Source organism: Lentzea fradiae, assembly GCF_900100955.1.
GTDB lineage: Bacteria > Actinomycetota > Actinomycetes > Mycobacteriales > Pseudonocardiaceae > Lentzea > Lentzea fradiae.
Genome location: NZ_FNCC01000037.1, coordinates 1 through 13,262 on the forward strand (window position 1 = coordinate 1; position 13,262 = coordinate 13,262).

Annotated in this window: 13 protein-coding genes; 5 read left to right on the plus strand and 8 right to left on the minus strand. The window is 69.2% G+C overall.

What is annotated here, in order from left to right:
* The 3 genes from BLT23_RS39575 to BLT23_RS39585 form a co-directional block, all read right to left on the minus strand.
* The coding region (locus BLT23_RS39575) for an NAD-dependent epimerase/dehydratase family protein (RefSeq protein ID WP_143036224.1) at positions 1-685 on the minus strand (685 nt) is incomplete at its 3' end.
* A gap of 71 nt (positions 686-756) precedes the next feature.
* Positions 757-2,712, minus strand: coding sequence for a glycosyltransferase (locus tag BLT23_RS39580; RefSeq protein WP_090060542.1), 1,956 nt, complete (start codon positions 2,710-2,712; stop codon positions 757-759).
* Positions 2,705-4,120: a glycosyltransferase gene (locus BLT23_RS39585; protein WP_090060543.1), complete on the minus strand. Its 1,416-nt coding sequence runs from the start codon at positions 4,118-4,120 to the stop codon at positions 2,705-2,707. The genes BLT23_RS39580 and BLT23_RS39585 overlap by 8 nt, the downstream gene beginning before the upstream one ends.
* A gap of 53 nt (positions 4,121-4,173) precedes the next feature.
* Here BLT23_RS39585 and galE point away from each other — a divergent pair, with 53 nt between their 5' ends.
* The gene (gene galE, locus BLT23_RS39590; RefSeq protein WP_090060545.1) at positions 4,174-5,157 is read left to right on the plus strand and encodes a UDP-glucose 4-epimerase GalE; all 984 of its coding nucleotides are present in this window, start codon (positions 4,174-4,176) and stop codon (positions 5,155-5,157) included.
* Here galE and BLT23_RS39595 read toward each other — a convergent pair.
* Entirely contained in the window at positions 5,142-6,257 is a 1,116-nt protein-coding gene (locus BLT23_RS39595) for a flagellar basal body-associated FliL family protein (protein WP_090060547.1), read from the minus strand. The two genes, galE and BLT23_RS39595, sit on opposite strands and share 16 nt — an antisense overlap.
* A 353-nt stretch (positions 6,258-6,610) precedes the next feature.
* Between BLT23_RS39595 and BLT23_RS39600 the strand changes: the two genes are divergently transcribed.
* Together BLT23_RS39600 and BLT23_RS39605 are read left to right on the plus strand one after the other, a co-directional pair.
* The gene (locus BLT23_RS39600; protein ID WP_090060549.1) at positions 6,611-6,961 is read left to right on the plus strand and encodes a type II toxin-antitoxin system RelE/ParE family toxin; all 351 of its coding nucleotides are present in this window, start codon (positions 6,611-6,613) and stop codon (positions 6,959-6,961) included.
* 2 nt (positions 6,962-6,963) lie between these two features.
* Positions 6,964-7,251 carry a helix-turn-helix domain-containing protein gene (locus tag BLT23_RS39605; RefSeq protein WP_218134017.1) on the plus strand — a complete coding sequence of 96 codons (288 nt, stop codon included), beginning with the start codon at positions 6,964-6,966 and terminating at the stop codon, positions 7,249-7,251.
* A gap of 26 nt (positions 7,252-7,277) precedes the next feature.
* Here BLT23_RS39605 and BLT23_RS39610 read toward each other — a convergent pair whose 3' ends face one another.
* Positions 7,278-7,538 (minus strand): type II toxin-antitoxin system Phd/YefM family antitoxin, encoded by a 261-nt coding sequence (locus BLT23_RS39610; protein ID WP_245744602.1) that lies wholly within the window; start codon positions 7,536-7,538, stop codon positions 7,278-7,280.
* 107 nt (positions 7,539-7,645) lie between these two features.
* Here BLT23_RS39610 and BLT23_RS39615 point away from each other — a divergent pair, with 107 nt between their 5' ends.
* Both BLT23_RS39615 and BLT23_RS39620 read left to right on the plus strand, forming a co-directional pair.
* Positions 7,646-8,578 carry a hypothetical protein gene (locus tag BLT23_RS39615; RefSeq protein WP_090060553.1) on the plus strand — a complete coding sequence of 311 codons (933 nt, stop codon included), beginning with the start codon at positions 7,646-7,648 and terminating at the stop codon, positions 8,576-8,578.
* A 101-nt stretch (positions 8,579-8,679) separates the two neighbouring features.
* Positions 8,680-8,904, plus strand: a complete 225-nt coding sequence (locus BLT23_RS39620) for a hypothetical protein (RefSeq protein ID WP_143036225.1) — start codon at positions 8,680-8,682, stop codon at positions 8,902-8,904.
* 180 nt (positions 8,905-9,084) lie between these two features.
* On the opposite strand, the gene BLT23_RS39625 is transcribed toward BLT23_RS39620, so the two are convergent.
* Genes BLT23_RS39625 through BLT23_RS39635 form a run of 3 tightly spaced genes read right to left on the minus strand, consistent with a single transcriptional unit; the run spans position 9,085 to position 12,971 of the window.
* On the minus strand, positions 9,085-9,477 hold the full coding sequence (locus BLT23_RS39625) for a contact-dependent growth inhibition system immunity protein (protein WP_090060557.1): 393 nt from the start codon (positions 9,475-9,477) through the stop codon (positions 9,085-9,087).
* A gap of 28 nt (positions 9,478-9,505) precedes the next feature.
* Positions 9,506-10,123, minus strand: a complete 618-nt coding sequence (locus BLT23_RS39630; RefSeq protein WP_143036226.1) for a nitroreductase family protein — start codon at positions 10,121-10,123, stop codon at positions 9,506-9,508.
* A gap of 52 nt (positions 10,124-10,175) precedes the next feature.
* Complete coding sequence (locus BLT23_RS39635) at positions 10,176-12,971, minus strand: AfsR/SARP family transcriptional regulator (RefSeq protein ID WP_176947165.1); 2,796 nt, start codon at positions 12,969-12,971, stop codon at positions 10,176-10,178.
* Positions 12,972-13,262: the final 291 nt, after the last annotated feature.

Here is a 13,262-nt window from a genome sequence, read left to right on the forward strand (position 1 = left end):
GACTCGCCAGCGCGAGGATGCCGCGGACCAGGTCGCCGACGTAGCAGAAGCTGCGGGTCTGCTTGCCCGTGCCGTAGACGGTCAACGGCTTGCCGCTGAGCGCCTGGTGCACGAAGTTCGAGACCACCCGGCCGTCGGTCGCGTGCAGCCGCGGGCCGTAGGTGTTGAAGATGCGGACGATGCCCACGTCGAGCAGGCCCATGCGGTGGTAGGCGCCGAGCAGGGCCTCCGCGTACCGCTTGGACTCGTCGTAGACGCTGCGCGGGCCGATCGGGTTGACGTTGCCCCAGTACTCCTCGGGCTGCGGGTGCACCTGCGGCTCGCCGTAGACCTCGCTGGTCGACGCCTGGATGAGCCGCGCGCCGTTCGCGATGGCCAGCTCGGCGACCTTCTTCATGCCGGTCGAGCCGACCTCCAGCGTCTCCAGCGGACGCTCCAGGAACCGCGGCGGCGACGCGGGGGAGGCGAAGTTCAGCACGAGGTCGACCGGGCCGTCCACGGTCCAGTCGCCGCAGATGTCCGCCTCGATGAACTCGAAGCGCGGCTCGTCCGCGTACCTCGTGACGTTCTCCGTGAGCCCGGAGGAGAAGTCGTCCACGACCACGACCGACCAACCGTGGTCGAGCACCGCGTCCACCAGGTGCGACCCGATGAACCCCGCACCGCCGGTGACCACTGCTCGCATGGTGTGAACCAACCCCTCCCCCAGGACTTCTGACACGTTCGAGTGGTACCCAGGCTACGAAACACCGATGCCTAGGCGTTCTGCGCCTCCCAGTTGCTGAGCCACACGTCACGTGACTCGCGTTCCGCGCGGATGTTCGACAGCCAGTCGCCGAGCACGTCCACCTGCAGTTCGAGCGCACCCGACATCAACCGGGGGCAGCTCTCGCGGACCGCGTCGAAGCCCGCGTCCTGAGAGATGTTCGTGAGGCTGAGCATCGAGGTCGCCGACTGCCGGTAGCGGCCGACGATCGTCTGCACGTGCGCCGCGTGCCCACCGCTCTCGGCCACCCGGCACCACAGCTCGTAGTCCTCCCACCCGTGCAGGCGGCGGTCGAGCGTGTAGCCCTCCAGCTTCTTCAGCGCGCTGGCCTTGATCAACGCCATGGCGTCGATGTAGTTGCCGTAGCGCAGCCGCCACGGCTCCCACGGCCACACGCCCATCAGCCCGACCGGTCCGGTCGAGTCGAAGCGCTGGAGCACGCCGTAGGCGAACGACGCCTCCGGGTCCGCGTCGATGGCCTCGACCAGCCGCTCCAGTCCGGTGGGGACGATCGCGTTGTCCGAGTCGAGCACGAACACCAGCTCGCCGCGGGCGTGCTTGAACGCCTCGTTGCGCGAGCGAGGCAGGCCGCGGTTGACCGGGTGCCGGACCAGCGTCATCGGGACGTGCGGGCTGCGGTCCATCCAGCGGCGCACCGTCTCGTTCGAACCGTCGGTGGAGCAGTCGTCGACGACGATGATCTCCAGGTCGCCGTACGTGCCGGACGCGGCCGACTCCAGCGCCTCCACGACGTACGGCTCGTGGTTGTACAGCGCCATGATCACCGAGACCCGCGGCGTGCGGCGGTGCCACGCGGGGGTGCGGTAGTCGACGACCGGCGTCGGGTCGATGGTCGGGTCCGTCGACACGCGCCTGCGCAGGTCGATGATGTCCAGCCGGATCTCGCGGATCGCCTGGCGCACCGCGTCGATGCTCTCCGGCTCGCGCTCCCAGGACGGCGTGACCTTCTGCCGGAACGGCTGCGTGCGGCTCGGGCCGAGCTTCAGCCGGTGGCCCTCGTGCGTCTTGCGCAGGTCGTGCGCCACCGACACGAGCTTCTCGACGCCGGCGGAGAACGGGTTCTCCTTGATCAGCGCGTAGGCGTTGCGGCGCAACCTGTTCAGCCGGTCCGGGTCCTCCAGCAACGCGGCCAGCGCGTGCGGCATCGAGGACAGCGCGGAGAACACCAGGTGCTCGTCGTGCCGGAACGGCTCGGTGTGCAGCGACGTCTCGGACAGCATCACCGCGCCGCAGTGCGCGGCCTCGGCGGCGCGCAGCCACTCGAAGTACGGCTCGTCGGCCTGGTGGACGTTGACGAGGACCTTGGTGCCCGCCAGCAGCTCCCGCTTGCGCTCGCCCGTGACGAACGCGGCGTGGTCGGTCGTGTTCGGAGCTGCGTTGTCGGACAGGATCAGGCGGCTGCGGCGGGACCACAGCTGCCGGCCGATCTTCGAGAGAGCGTGCTCACGACGGGGCGTCGCGCACCCCATGAACAGCACGTCGAGGTCGTGCCCGGTCGCGTCCGGGACGAACCTGTCCCACGTCGGCGTCCAGCCGAACTGCAGGTGCTCCGCCGCGATCCCCTGGTCCTGGTAGCGCTTCACGGACAGGGTGCTGAAGTCGAAGACCGCGCCGAGCTTGTGTCCGTAGTAGACGTTCGCGTCGAAGTGCGACGACGACGGCTGCTCGGCGGTGATGCCGATGCAGCGCTTGGCGATGCGCGGGTCCTCCAGGAACTGGCCGCCCTCCAGCACCGCGTACTCGTGCGTGGGCAGCAGGACGAAGACGTCGTCGGGCTCGGTGTCCACGACGGACGTGACGACGTCGGCCGGCACGCCGAGCCGGGTCGCCTCGTCCACGATCGCCTCGGCCAGCTCGTGGAAGAACGCGTTCTGGAAGCGCGACTGCACGACGCGCAGCCGCAGGTCGGGGCGCTGGTCAGGCATTCTTGCCGCCCTTGAGCGCTCCGGTCGCCTTGCGCAGCGGCGCCGTGACGCGCCACGACGTGGAGCGCTCCAGGTCGTCGATGCGGTCCTGCAACGTGGTGCGCCAGTGCAGGTGCTGACGGATCTCCTCGTCCAGCCTGCGGTTCAGGCGGTCGTTGTCGCGCGCGTACTCGGCGAGCAGCGTCGTCGCCTCGTCGAGCGCGGTGAGGCGCTCGGCGGCCTTGGCCAGCTCCCGGTACTCGTTCTTGAGGTCGTGCAGCTCCTGCGCCACCACGTACTCGCGGCGGCGGGCCTCCTCCAGCTCGGCCAGCGCCTTGCCCAGCGCTTCCTCGAGACCGGTCGCGACCGACTCGGCGCGTTCGCGGGCGGCCTGCTGCTCCTCGGCGAACTTGAGGCTGCGCTCCAGCTGGTCCGCGACCGGGTCGGCCTGCGAGACGACCTGGCTGAGCGGGTGCCGTGCCGTGCCGCCCTTGGAGCGCGACCTGCCGGAGGCCGTGATCGCCGCCTTCAGGTGCTCGACCAGCGAGTCCTCGGTGTAGCGCTCCTGCACCCACGCGCGGTAGGTGCGGCGTTCCTCGACGGACGGCTCCTCCGCGAGCACCGCGGCCGTCTTCTCGACGATCGTGAGGACGTCGGCGTCGTCGACCGCGTGCGTGCCGGGCGCCTCGAACAGCTCGGCGCCACCACCCGCCGGGTAGCCGATCACGACACAGCCGGCGGCCAGCGCCTCCGCGACGGGAAGGCCGAAGCCCTCGTCCCGGCCGAGCGCGATGAACACCGACGCGTCCGCCAGCTCGTCGGCGACCTTCTGCTCGCTGACGCCGTCCAGCGACACGACCTCGACGTTCGCGAAACGCTTGTCGTTCTTGAAGAGCGCGCACAGCACGGCGGCCTCGCGCGGGCGCTTGCGCGGCAGCAGCACGACCTTGCGCTTGCGCTCCTCGGAGAACCGGTAGAGCTCGGTGTCGATCACGTACGGCACCAGGTGCACCTTGAGCTTGGGGTGCATCGCGCCCAGCACGTCCACGCTCGTCCTCGAACCGGCCCACACGTGCGGCGCGGGCTTCCACGCCGGGTAATCGGTGCCGCTGAAGTTGTCGAACGTGTAGTAGTGGTTCTGGTTGAAGACGACCTTGCGCACACCCGGAGCGGGGTCGAAGCCGTCGAGCACCATCACCTCGGGGACGACCAGCACGTCGTCCGGGCCGAGCTCGCAGGTCTCACCGCTGATCACCGGCGCGGGCGAGGAGAACCACCCGGCGTCGAACCCCTCGGCGAGGTGCCACACCTTGGCGTCGAAACCGGTGCGGGCGGCGAGCTCCGCGTGCCGGTACATGGCGCGCACGCCGCCGGACGGCTCGCTGACGTCCGGGACTACGTACACGACCTGGCGAGTCATGGTCGACATCAATCCCCTCGTGGGTCTGGCATAGCCTGTCGCCGTCGAACGGAGGACAAGCGGTGACGATCCTGGTTACCGGCGGTGCGGGCTACGTCGGCTCGCACGTCGTGCACGCGCTGGCCGAAACCGGGCGTGGCGTGGTCGTGGTGGACAACATGCGCACGGGCTCGCCCGCGGCCGTACCGTCCGGCACCCCGGTACACCCTATCGACGTCACCGACACGGCGAAGCTCGAACAGGTCATCCGCGACCACGGTGTGACCGCCTGCATCCACCTGGCGGGGCTGAAGAACCCCGGTGAGTCCATGAAGGACCCCGGACTGTACTTCCACAACAACGCGACCGGCACGCTGTCCGTGCTGAACGCCCTGGTGTCCACGGGCGTCCGCGATCTGGTCTTCTCGTCGTCCTGTTCGGTCTACGGCGCCGCGGAGACGTTGCCGATCACCGAGGACAGCCCGTTGCGGCCCATCAGCCCGTACGGGCACAGCAAGCTCGTGGGCGAGCGGATGATCGAGGCGTACGGCACCGCGCACGGTCTGCGCTGGATGTCGTTGCGCTACTTCAACGCTGCCGGAGCGTCGCTCGACGGCAGCATCGGCGAGGACTGGGGCCCGACGCACAACTTGGTGCCACTGCTGGCGAAAGCCGCGCTGGGAGCGCGTCCACCGGTGACGCTGTTCGGCAGCGACTACCCGACGGAGGACGGCACGGCCGTCCGGGACTACACGCACGTGGTGGACCTGGCCGAGGCGCACGTCCTGGCGCTGGAACACCTGCGGGCCGGTGGATCTTCGGCCGCGCTGAACCTGGGGACCGGCACCGGCTACTCGGTGCTGCAGGTCGTGAAGGGACTGGAGGAGGTCGCGGGCCGTCCGCTGCCGGTGACCTTCGGCGACCGGCGGCCGGGGGACCCGCCCGTGGTGTGGGCGGATCCGGCCCGTGCCTTCGAGGTGCTGGGCTGGCGTGCCAGGCTCGGTCTTCCCGAGATCCTCGCCACCGCGTGGCGGTGGCACGCCGGCACCGGTCACTTCGAGGGGTAGTTCTTGTCGAGGTGGTTGACGACCTTCTCGGAACCGGAGTCCATGGCTTCCTTCGTCCTGGCGCGGACCTCGACCCGGACGAGGGTCTTGCCCGAGACGTAGTAGACGCGCGAGTCGAACGGCGCGTCCGGAACGTCGATCGCCCTCTCCGAGATCATCGCCGGCAGCTGCTTCGGACCGGTGCCGGCGATGAAGCCGTAGGTCTTCTGCAGCTCCGCCATCGCCTCGGCCGCGGTCGCCGCGGACGCGCCGTCCTTGCAGTCGAAGGTGTGGACCTGGGTGAACCAGTCGTCCGCGAACAGCACCTGGGACACGCCGTCCTCGGCACCGCACGCGGTCAGCAGCGCACCCTCGTCCGGGCTGAACTGGGTCTTCTCCTTCGCGGCCCGCTCCACCGACAGCGGCCCGGTGTTCGCGGGGTCGACCTTGCCCGGCAACCCGGCGAGCGGCAACTTCGGCCCGGCGCTCGTCGACGTGGTCGGCGGCGGCGTCGTGGGCGGAGCGCTGGTGGCGTTGTTGTCACCGCCTGCCTTGCTGCCCGACGTGAACCACCAGACACCGCCACCGACCAGCGCGAGCACCAGCACCACACCGATGATCGCGAAGATCTTGCCCTTGCCCCCGCCACCGGACTCGTCGAAGACCTCCGGCCCGTGGCTCCAGCTGGGCGGCTGGTTGATCTGGTCGAAGTCACCCCCGAGCCACGGCGGCGGCGCGGCCTGCTGCGGCGGCGGACCCCACCCACCCTGCTGCGGCGGAACGGGCGTGACGAACTGGGTGCGCTCCGCGTCGGCACCACCACGCTGCCCACCGGGCACCACCTGGGTGGCGTCGGCGCTCGGGTTCTGCTGAGGCGGCACCTGCTGCTGAGGCGGTTGCTGCCCCTGGACGTTCACGACCTGAGTGCGGTCCGACGTCGCCGGAGGCTGCGCCTCCCACTTGAACGGCGGCGCAAAAGGCCCGCTCTGAGGATTCTGGGCAGGCCCACCGCCGGCCGACCCGGAGAGGACCTCGTCCCGGCGGCGTCGGTAGTCGTCAGCCGAGATCCGACCAGAGGCGAGTTCGTTGTCGAGCTTCTGCAGCTCGTCTTGCCAGGTCACCCCTGGCACCCCCTTCCGCGCGAACATGAGACTCGGACATTGTGCCCGTGCCGCGGTATCGCTTCGTGCGGGCCTCTCAAGTCGTGACCTGGTTGTGGCGCTTCGCCCAGGAATATCGGCCGGACGGCCTTGTCGTGGAGCGAGAAACCGCAGGTCGTGGTGCTGTTGTGTGGTTGCTGTTGGGTTTGTGGCCGGGGGCGCGAAGTTGCCGGTGCCCGCAGATCCCCGGGGACGGCAGGTTTCGGGGGACGGAGCGAGTGGCTCTCTCCGGGGCATCAGTCGCCAACCAGTGGCTCCGGCTGAGGTTGTCCCTCGAAAGAGAACAGCTGATCTGCAGATATAGCATCAATGGTATGATCTGGGGTATTATCGAGCTGGAGCCTGAAGTCCGGGACTGGCTCGAAGAACTGAACACTGTCCAGTTTGCGACTGCGGCGTTCTACGTCGATCTGCTGGCGCGAGAAGGCGTGCACTTGGGTGAGCCCTACTCGCGGCAGTTGCACGGGAAGTTGCGAGAGTTGCGGTTCTACTTGGACGGCAACGCAGTGCGGGTCACGTACTGGATCGCGAGCGGGCGCAGGATCGTCCTGCTGACGGTCTTCCGCAAGACGCGAATGCGCGAGGGACAAGAGGTTGCTCGCGCGCGCCGTGCGCTGGCGCGGTGTATTGATCAGCTGCACACCGCGGACGACGAGGAGTGGTGACGATGGCCGACTGGCGGCAGCTCCGTGACCAGCGAATGACCGAACCGGGAGCGGAGGACGCTTACGACGCCGCCCGGATCGCGTTCGAGCTTGGCCGCTCGGTCCGGCAGGCGCGCGAGGAGCACGGCTGGAGCCAGACGCGGCTCGCCGAGGCGGCCGGGATGACGCAGCCCGCCGTGGCCAGGTTCGAGGCGGGCGGCACCGTGCCGACGATCCCCGTGCTGGAACGGCTCGCGCACGCCCTGGACCTGGAGCTGGTGGTCCGCCTGGCGCCGCGGTCGGCGGCTTGAGAGGTGTGGATCAACCCCTCTCGGGGCTACTTGCCGTAGTGGCTTCGTTCGGCGAGTTCGTGCTGCGATCCTCCGCCGGACTCCAGTCGCTCGATGGACGTGACCAGGCGACGCGCGTTTTCCGGACTGCGCAGCAGGTAAGCGGCTTCCTTGAGCGACTGGTAGTCGGCAAGGGGCACGATCACCACCGGTTCGTGCCCGGCGCGGGTGATCACGACCTCTTCGCGGTCGTTCACCACGGAGTCGAGCGTCTCGGCGTACTTCGCACGAGACTCGGAGTAGCTCATGGTCTTCAACCAGCACCCTCCTTCCGACTTGGAAAATACTGTTCGTCCGTGGTCTGTGACGGGCAAGAAGCAGCGGTGTGTCGTCCGTCAACTGACATGATCGGCCCGTGGGAGCCGAGGCCCGTTTCATCGCCGACGTCGTGCAGACCGGCACCGTCCTCGGCCTGGACGCGAACATGGGCCCGGACCTCGCGACCGAGATCATGGGCGGCCCCGGTGAAGAGCACCGCTACGGACGCACCGTCTGCCGTTCGTACGGCCTGGTCGAGCTCGTCTGGCGAGAACGGCGGCGCGGTCTTGGCCGGGTGGGGGAGCACCTCGCCGTTCAGGCCCACCTCCTGGAGCACGACGTGCTGGACGACGCCGTGGCCGCGGCGTACGGGCAGTTCAGCGGGTTGCTGATGTTCGAGGAGCTGCGGGACGAGCTCGCGCGGCGGCACGTCGGGCTGGTCGAGGTCGGGGACCGGCAGTACTGGCAGCCGGAGGCCCAGACCACCGTGCACGTCGGGGCGGACTCGGGGTGTGGGGCGGCGGTGCAGAAGGTCTTCACGGCGTTCGGGCAGGACCTCGCCGGTTCGTTCCGGGGTGACCCGAAGGCGGTGTGGCAGCGGGTGAAAGCGGTTGCCGCGATGTCGGAGAACGGGCGAGCCGGATGGGCGGAGACGAAAGCGCCCGAGGACTTCCGGCTCTGCGCGAAGCTGACTGCCCATCGCACGGCCTCGCACGACGTGGTGCGCGACCGGCAGGCGTTCGTGGAACTGGCGTTCTGGATGTGGGACCACGGTCGCGACAAAGGCGTGTACTCGTCAGCGGAAGTCGCGTTCGCACGGGCGGAATTCGTCGCGCGGCTTGATGAGTTGTATCCGGAACTCGAGCTGCCCGACTTCGACGAACTGGTCGACGCGTGTCTCGACCACGTGTCGGAAGACCTTTCGAGGAAAGACAAAAACCTGGTCGATGTGGCGAACCTGTTGAGACACAACCTCACCGACACGCCCAGGCTCGACGCGGTCTACCGAAAGCGCGTCAGCAGAAGATGATTCCGCACGGCCGCCGGGTCGTGGTCGTCGTGGTCGGCGCTGGCTGCCGGCTCGTCGTCGTGGTGGTGACCGGCGGTGGCGGTTCCTGAGTGGTCGTAGTGGTGACCACGACTGTGGTCGTGGTCGTCGAAGTCGTTGTCGTTGTGGTGGTGGAAGAAGAAGTCGGCGCGGACGACGACGTGGACGACACGGTCAGTGACGGCGTCTCGGATTCCGTTGGTAGCAACGAAGGTGTGTCGACGAGCTCGACTCGCACTCGCCTGCCGTCGTCCGGCTTCACCGGATCAGTTGCCGCGAACGACCCGACAAGTGGTGCTAGCACGTAAAACGCGGCGATAGCGGCACCAAGGAGTGCACCCGTTGCGAGCCGACCCGGCCCGCTCATCGCCGCCAACACTCGGATTGCCTATCGGGTTCATTCGATCGGGTCAAGCAGAACGAGAGTTTTCGACACGATCACGCCTTCGGCACCGGCACCACGACCACGCCCCGTGACATTCCGCGGCTCAGCCCGGAAATTGCTCGGCGGCGGACACCAGGAGTTGCCAGTCGCCCTCCGGCAACGTGCGCAGGCGGTCCAGCAGAGCGGACATCCTCGCCAGCAGCCCGGGGTGGTCCGACCAGAAGGAGTGGTCGACCCTCAGCAACGCGGCGAGCAGGTCGCCGGGGTAGAGGGCGACCGCGCGCAGCGGGTCCCGTTCGACGTGCTCCAGCGCCAGCAGGGCGGTCACGTCGAGGCCGACCTGGTGCGTCACCAGCAGGTGCAGCGACGTCGGCGTCAGCTGGCCGACCGGCAGGTCCCGCAGCGCGCTCAGGTCGCGGTACAGCTGGGTGGACGACGAGTCGGGCCTGCGCCAGTCGTCGTCGCTCAGGTGCGCGAGCGTGCGGTCCCTGTCCACCCGCACATCGTCCCGGTAAGGGGAAGACCTAACGAGCCGTCGGAGGCAACGGTTCGGCATTGGCCGACTGCCAGCCGACGCGGACGAGGACCTCGTCGCCGTGCAGCAGCGGTTCCGACGCGAGGCCCCAGACGGTCGACGCGAGCAGCACGGCGCTCGTCGCCTCGCCCAGCCGCAGGCGGTCGTCGCCGGTCAGGCGCAGCAGCGCGCCGTTGCGGCGGGCCACCAGCTCCAGGTCGCAGTGCTCGGCGCGGGCCGCGTGCAGGAGCCACGTCAGCGCCGAGTCCGGCACCTCGTCGGGCAGGAAGGGGCGGGGATCGGCCCGGCGCAACGAGATCGCGGCGGCGGGCGCCACCTCGCAGGAGAACGGGTCCAGCTCCCAGCGCGGGTGGACCGACGCGATTTGTTCGCCGGGAGGCGTGCAGCGCAGCACGTGGCAGTTCCAGCCCATAGCCGACAGTGCGACGCGTACGTGGTGAAGCACGGCACCACACGCGAGCAGCGCAGTCGGGTCCGTGCGTGTCGAGAGGAGTTCCAGGCACTCGTTGCCGTTGCGCCACCGCCACGTCGGCACGATGCCGAACGACGGAGCCCGCGCGGCGAGCTTCAGCACTTCCTCGACGGTTCCCGCGTCTGGTGTCCGCACGCTGGCCCTCATTCGGACAACGGTCCGCCTGCCCGGCTGCGCGGTGACTGCGTCACGACTGCGCAGCCGCGATCACCGCCGCCGCGTTCATCGCCGCACCACGTGCGAAGTGCTCGTCGTAGGACTCGTCGCCCAGCGCTTCCCGGCACAGAGCCACGCACCGGTCGTGCGACGCCGCGAAAGTCGCCGAGCCGAACAGCGGTGACCCGACCGACCGCCACACGCGGTCCACTCCACCCAGCAGCAACGCCGCATGTGCGGTGGCACCCGTGACCGCCGAGATCAACGCCAGCAGCTCCACCGACACGGCGATGCCCAGCAGGTCGTCGAAGGTCTCCTTGATGCGCAACGAAGAAGTCGCCAGCTCACGGGCTTCGTCGATGTCACCGCGCCCCATCGCGACGAACGCCAGGACGTACAACGCGTACGCGCGCGCCCACAGTTCGCCGTTCTCTTCGCACAACGCACGTGCGTCGGTGCAGATGGCCGTCGCACGGTCGAAATCGCCGCTGAACGCCACGGTGATCGCGAGCCCGACCCGCGCCATGATCACGTTGCTGTCGAGATGCCCCAACGCCGTGTGGCGTCTGTCGGCCTCGGTGAGCAGTTCCGCACCCGACGACAGGTCATCGCTGAACACCGCCGCCGCGCCCTGCACGTACGTCGCGTAAGCCTCGGCGTCCTCGTCGCCCAGCAGCGATGCCTCGGCTCGGCACTCCTGCACCAACGCCGGGACCGCGGCGGTGTTGCCTTGGACGGTCGCCACGTAGGCGTTGACCCACAACGCCTTGCAGCGCGCCCGGGACGGTTCGGTCTCCAGCGACAACGCCCAGTTCAGCCAGTGCCGTCCCTCGGCGAACCTCCCGCAGCCCACCCAGTAGAACCACAGCGTCGCCGCCAGGTGCAGACCCGCTTCGGCCTCGCCGGGAGTGGTCAGCGAGTACTCCAGCGCCGCCCGCAGGTTGCCGCGTTCGACGGTCATGGCCTCGACGGTCGCGACCTGCCGTGGCGTGAACCAAGCCCGTTCGCCTTGCAGTGCCACGCCCGCGTAGTAGTCGCGATGGCGCATCCGCAGCCGTGACTCTTCATCGCTCGCACGTAATCGCGTCTGCCCGTACTGACGCATGGTCTCCAACAGCCGATAGCGCGCGATGCCGGCTTGTTCCTCGCGTTGCAGCACGGACTTCTCGACCAGCCCGTCGACCGCGTCGAACATGAAGTCCGCGGTCAGCGTGTCGTCGGAGCACACGGCCTCGGCCGCGGTGAGGTCGAAGCTCCCGGCGAACACCGACACACGCGCCCAGAGCAGCTGCTCACGCGGTGAGCAGAGGTCGAAGCTCCAGTCCATCGCGGCGGTCAACGTCCGGTGCCGTGGCAACGCGGTGCGCTCGCCGTCGGTCAGCACCTTGAACCTGTCGTCGAGGCGTTCCAGCAGCTGCGCCGGGGTCAGGACCCGCACGCGCAGCGCCGCCATCTCGATCGCCAGCGGGATGCCGTCCAACCGCCGGCACAGGTCCGCCACGGCCTGCTCGTTCGCCTCCGTGATGACGAAAGAACCGGGAATGGCCGCATCGGCGCGTTGAGCGAACAACGTCGCCGCCGGATACGGCACGGACAACGGCGCCACGGCCAGCACTTGCTCACCACTGACCCGCAGCGCACGTCGCGACGTGGCGATCACACGGAGCCGTGGAGCGGCACGCAGCAGCGCGTCGACCAAGACCGCGCAGTGGTCCACGAGGTGCTCGCAGTTGTCCAGCACCAGCAACGCGTCCCGGTCGGCGAGGAACTCGGTGAGCACCGTCAGCTGTCCGCGCCCGGTCTGGTCGACGACGGCCAGCGCCTCCGCGACCGCGTGCGGGACCAGCGCCCTGTCCCGCAACGCCGCCAGCTCGACCAGCCACACCCCGTCCGGCGGCTGCTCGGCCCGCGCCACGTGCAGCGCGAGCCGCGTCTTGCCGACGCCGCCGACCCCGGTCAGCGTGACCAGCCGGTGCTGCCCGATCAGGTCGGCGACCCGCGCGGACTCCGGCCGGTCCACGAAGCTCGACCGGTCGGCGGGCAGGTTGCCGCGCACCGGGACCGGCCGCCGTTCGACCAGGACGAGACGCGGGTCGGCGGTCAGCACGGCCTGTTCGAGGTCGCGCAGCCGGGTGCCGGGCTCGATGCCCAGCTCGTCGACCAGGACGGCGCGGGCCCGCTGGAACGCGGCGAGCGCCTCCGCCTGCCTGCCGCACCGGTAGAGCGCGATCATCAGCTGTTCCCACAGCCGTTCGCGGAACGGGTGCCGCTCGACCAGCGAGCCGACCAGCGGCGCGACGGCCGCGTGCTCCCCGAGCGCCAGCGAGGCGTCCATCAGGTCCTCGGTCGCGCTCAACCGCAGTTCGCTGAGCCGCGCTGACTCCTGACGGGTCCACGTGCCGGGACGGCAGTCCACGAGGGGGTCGCCCGTCCACAACGCGAGGGCCTCCCGCAGCATCCGTGCGGACTCCTGCGGATCTTCACTCCGCCGCGCCGCCGCGACGAGCGACTCGAACCGCGCGACGTCGACGCGATCAGCGGAAGCGTTGAAAACATATCCGGGTTCGCGAGTCGTGATCAGTTCGCCGAGCCCTGCATCGCGGATCTGTCCGCGCAAGCGCGCGAGAAGGCTGTGCAGCGTTTTCGTGGCGGTGGCCGGAACGTCGTCGGACCACAGCGCGTCCACGAGCGCGCTCTTCGGCACCGTCTTCCCCGGGGTGACGGCGAGGCGGGCCATGAGGGTCCGCTGTCCCGCGCTGCTGAGCTGCACCGTTCCGTTGGGGCCGGTGAGCTCGAGCGGTCCGAGCAGCCGGATGATCAAGTTCACGTCCTGTCTTCCGCCCCCGGACGAAGGCTGGAATGGCGACAAGACATCTCAGTGGAACCGGCCCCGCGAATCAATTGCACACCGGCAGTTTCCGCATAGCTTCCGCTCATACGCGCAGGTGGCCGTCGCAGAGCCGAATCGGGAATTCACCCCAACGGCCGTGTGCCGAATTCACCGCCGCGAAGGGCCGCCCGTCGTGAACTGGGCCCCGAAAGTTGGACTGGCTAACTGAAGGTTAGGCCGCGAGGGCCTGGGCTCGGTATTCGACCGGGCTCAGGCCCTCGAGCGTGG

What these genes read in the sequence shown, in the direction of transcription:
- BLT23_RS39580 (WP_090060542.1), bottom strand. Translation starts at nt 2,712, where the DNA reads ATGCCTGACCAGCGCCCCGACCTGCGGCTGCGCGTCGTGCAGTCGCGC.
- BLT23_RS39585 (WP_090060543.1), bottom strand. Translation starts at nt 4,120, where the DNA reads ATGTCGACCATGACTCGCCAGGTCGTGTACGTAGTCCCGGACGTCAGC.
- BLT23_RS39600 (WP_090060549.1), top strand. Translation starts at nt 6,611, where the DNA reads ATGATCTGGGGTATTATCGAGCTGGAGCCTGAAGTCCGGGACTGGCTC.
- BLT23_RS39605 (WP_218134017.1), top strand. Translation starts at nt 6,964, where the DNA reads ATGGCCGACTGGCGGCAGCTCCGTGACCAGCGAATGACCGAACCGGGA.
- BLT23_RS39610 (WP_245744602.1), bottom strand. Translation starts at nt 7,538, where the DNA reads ATGAGCTACTCCGAGTCTCGTGCGAAGTACGCCGAGACGCTCGACTCC.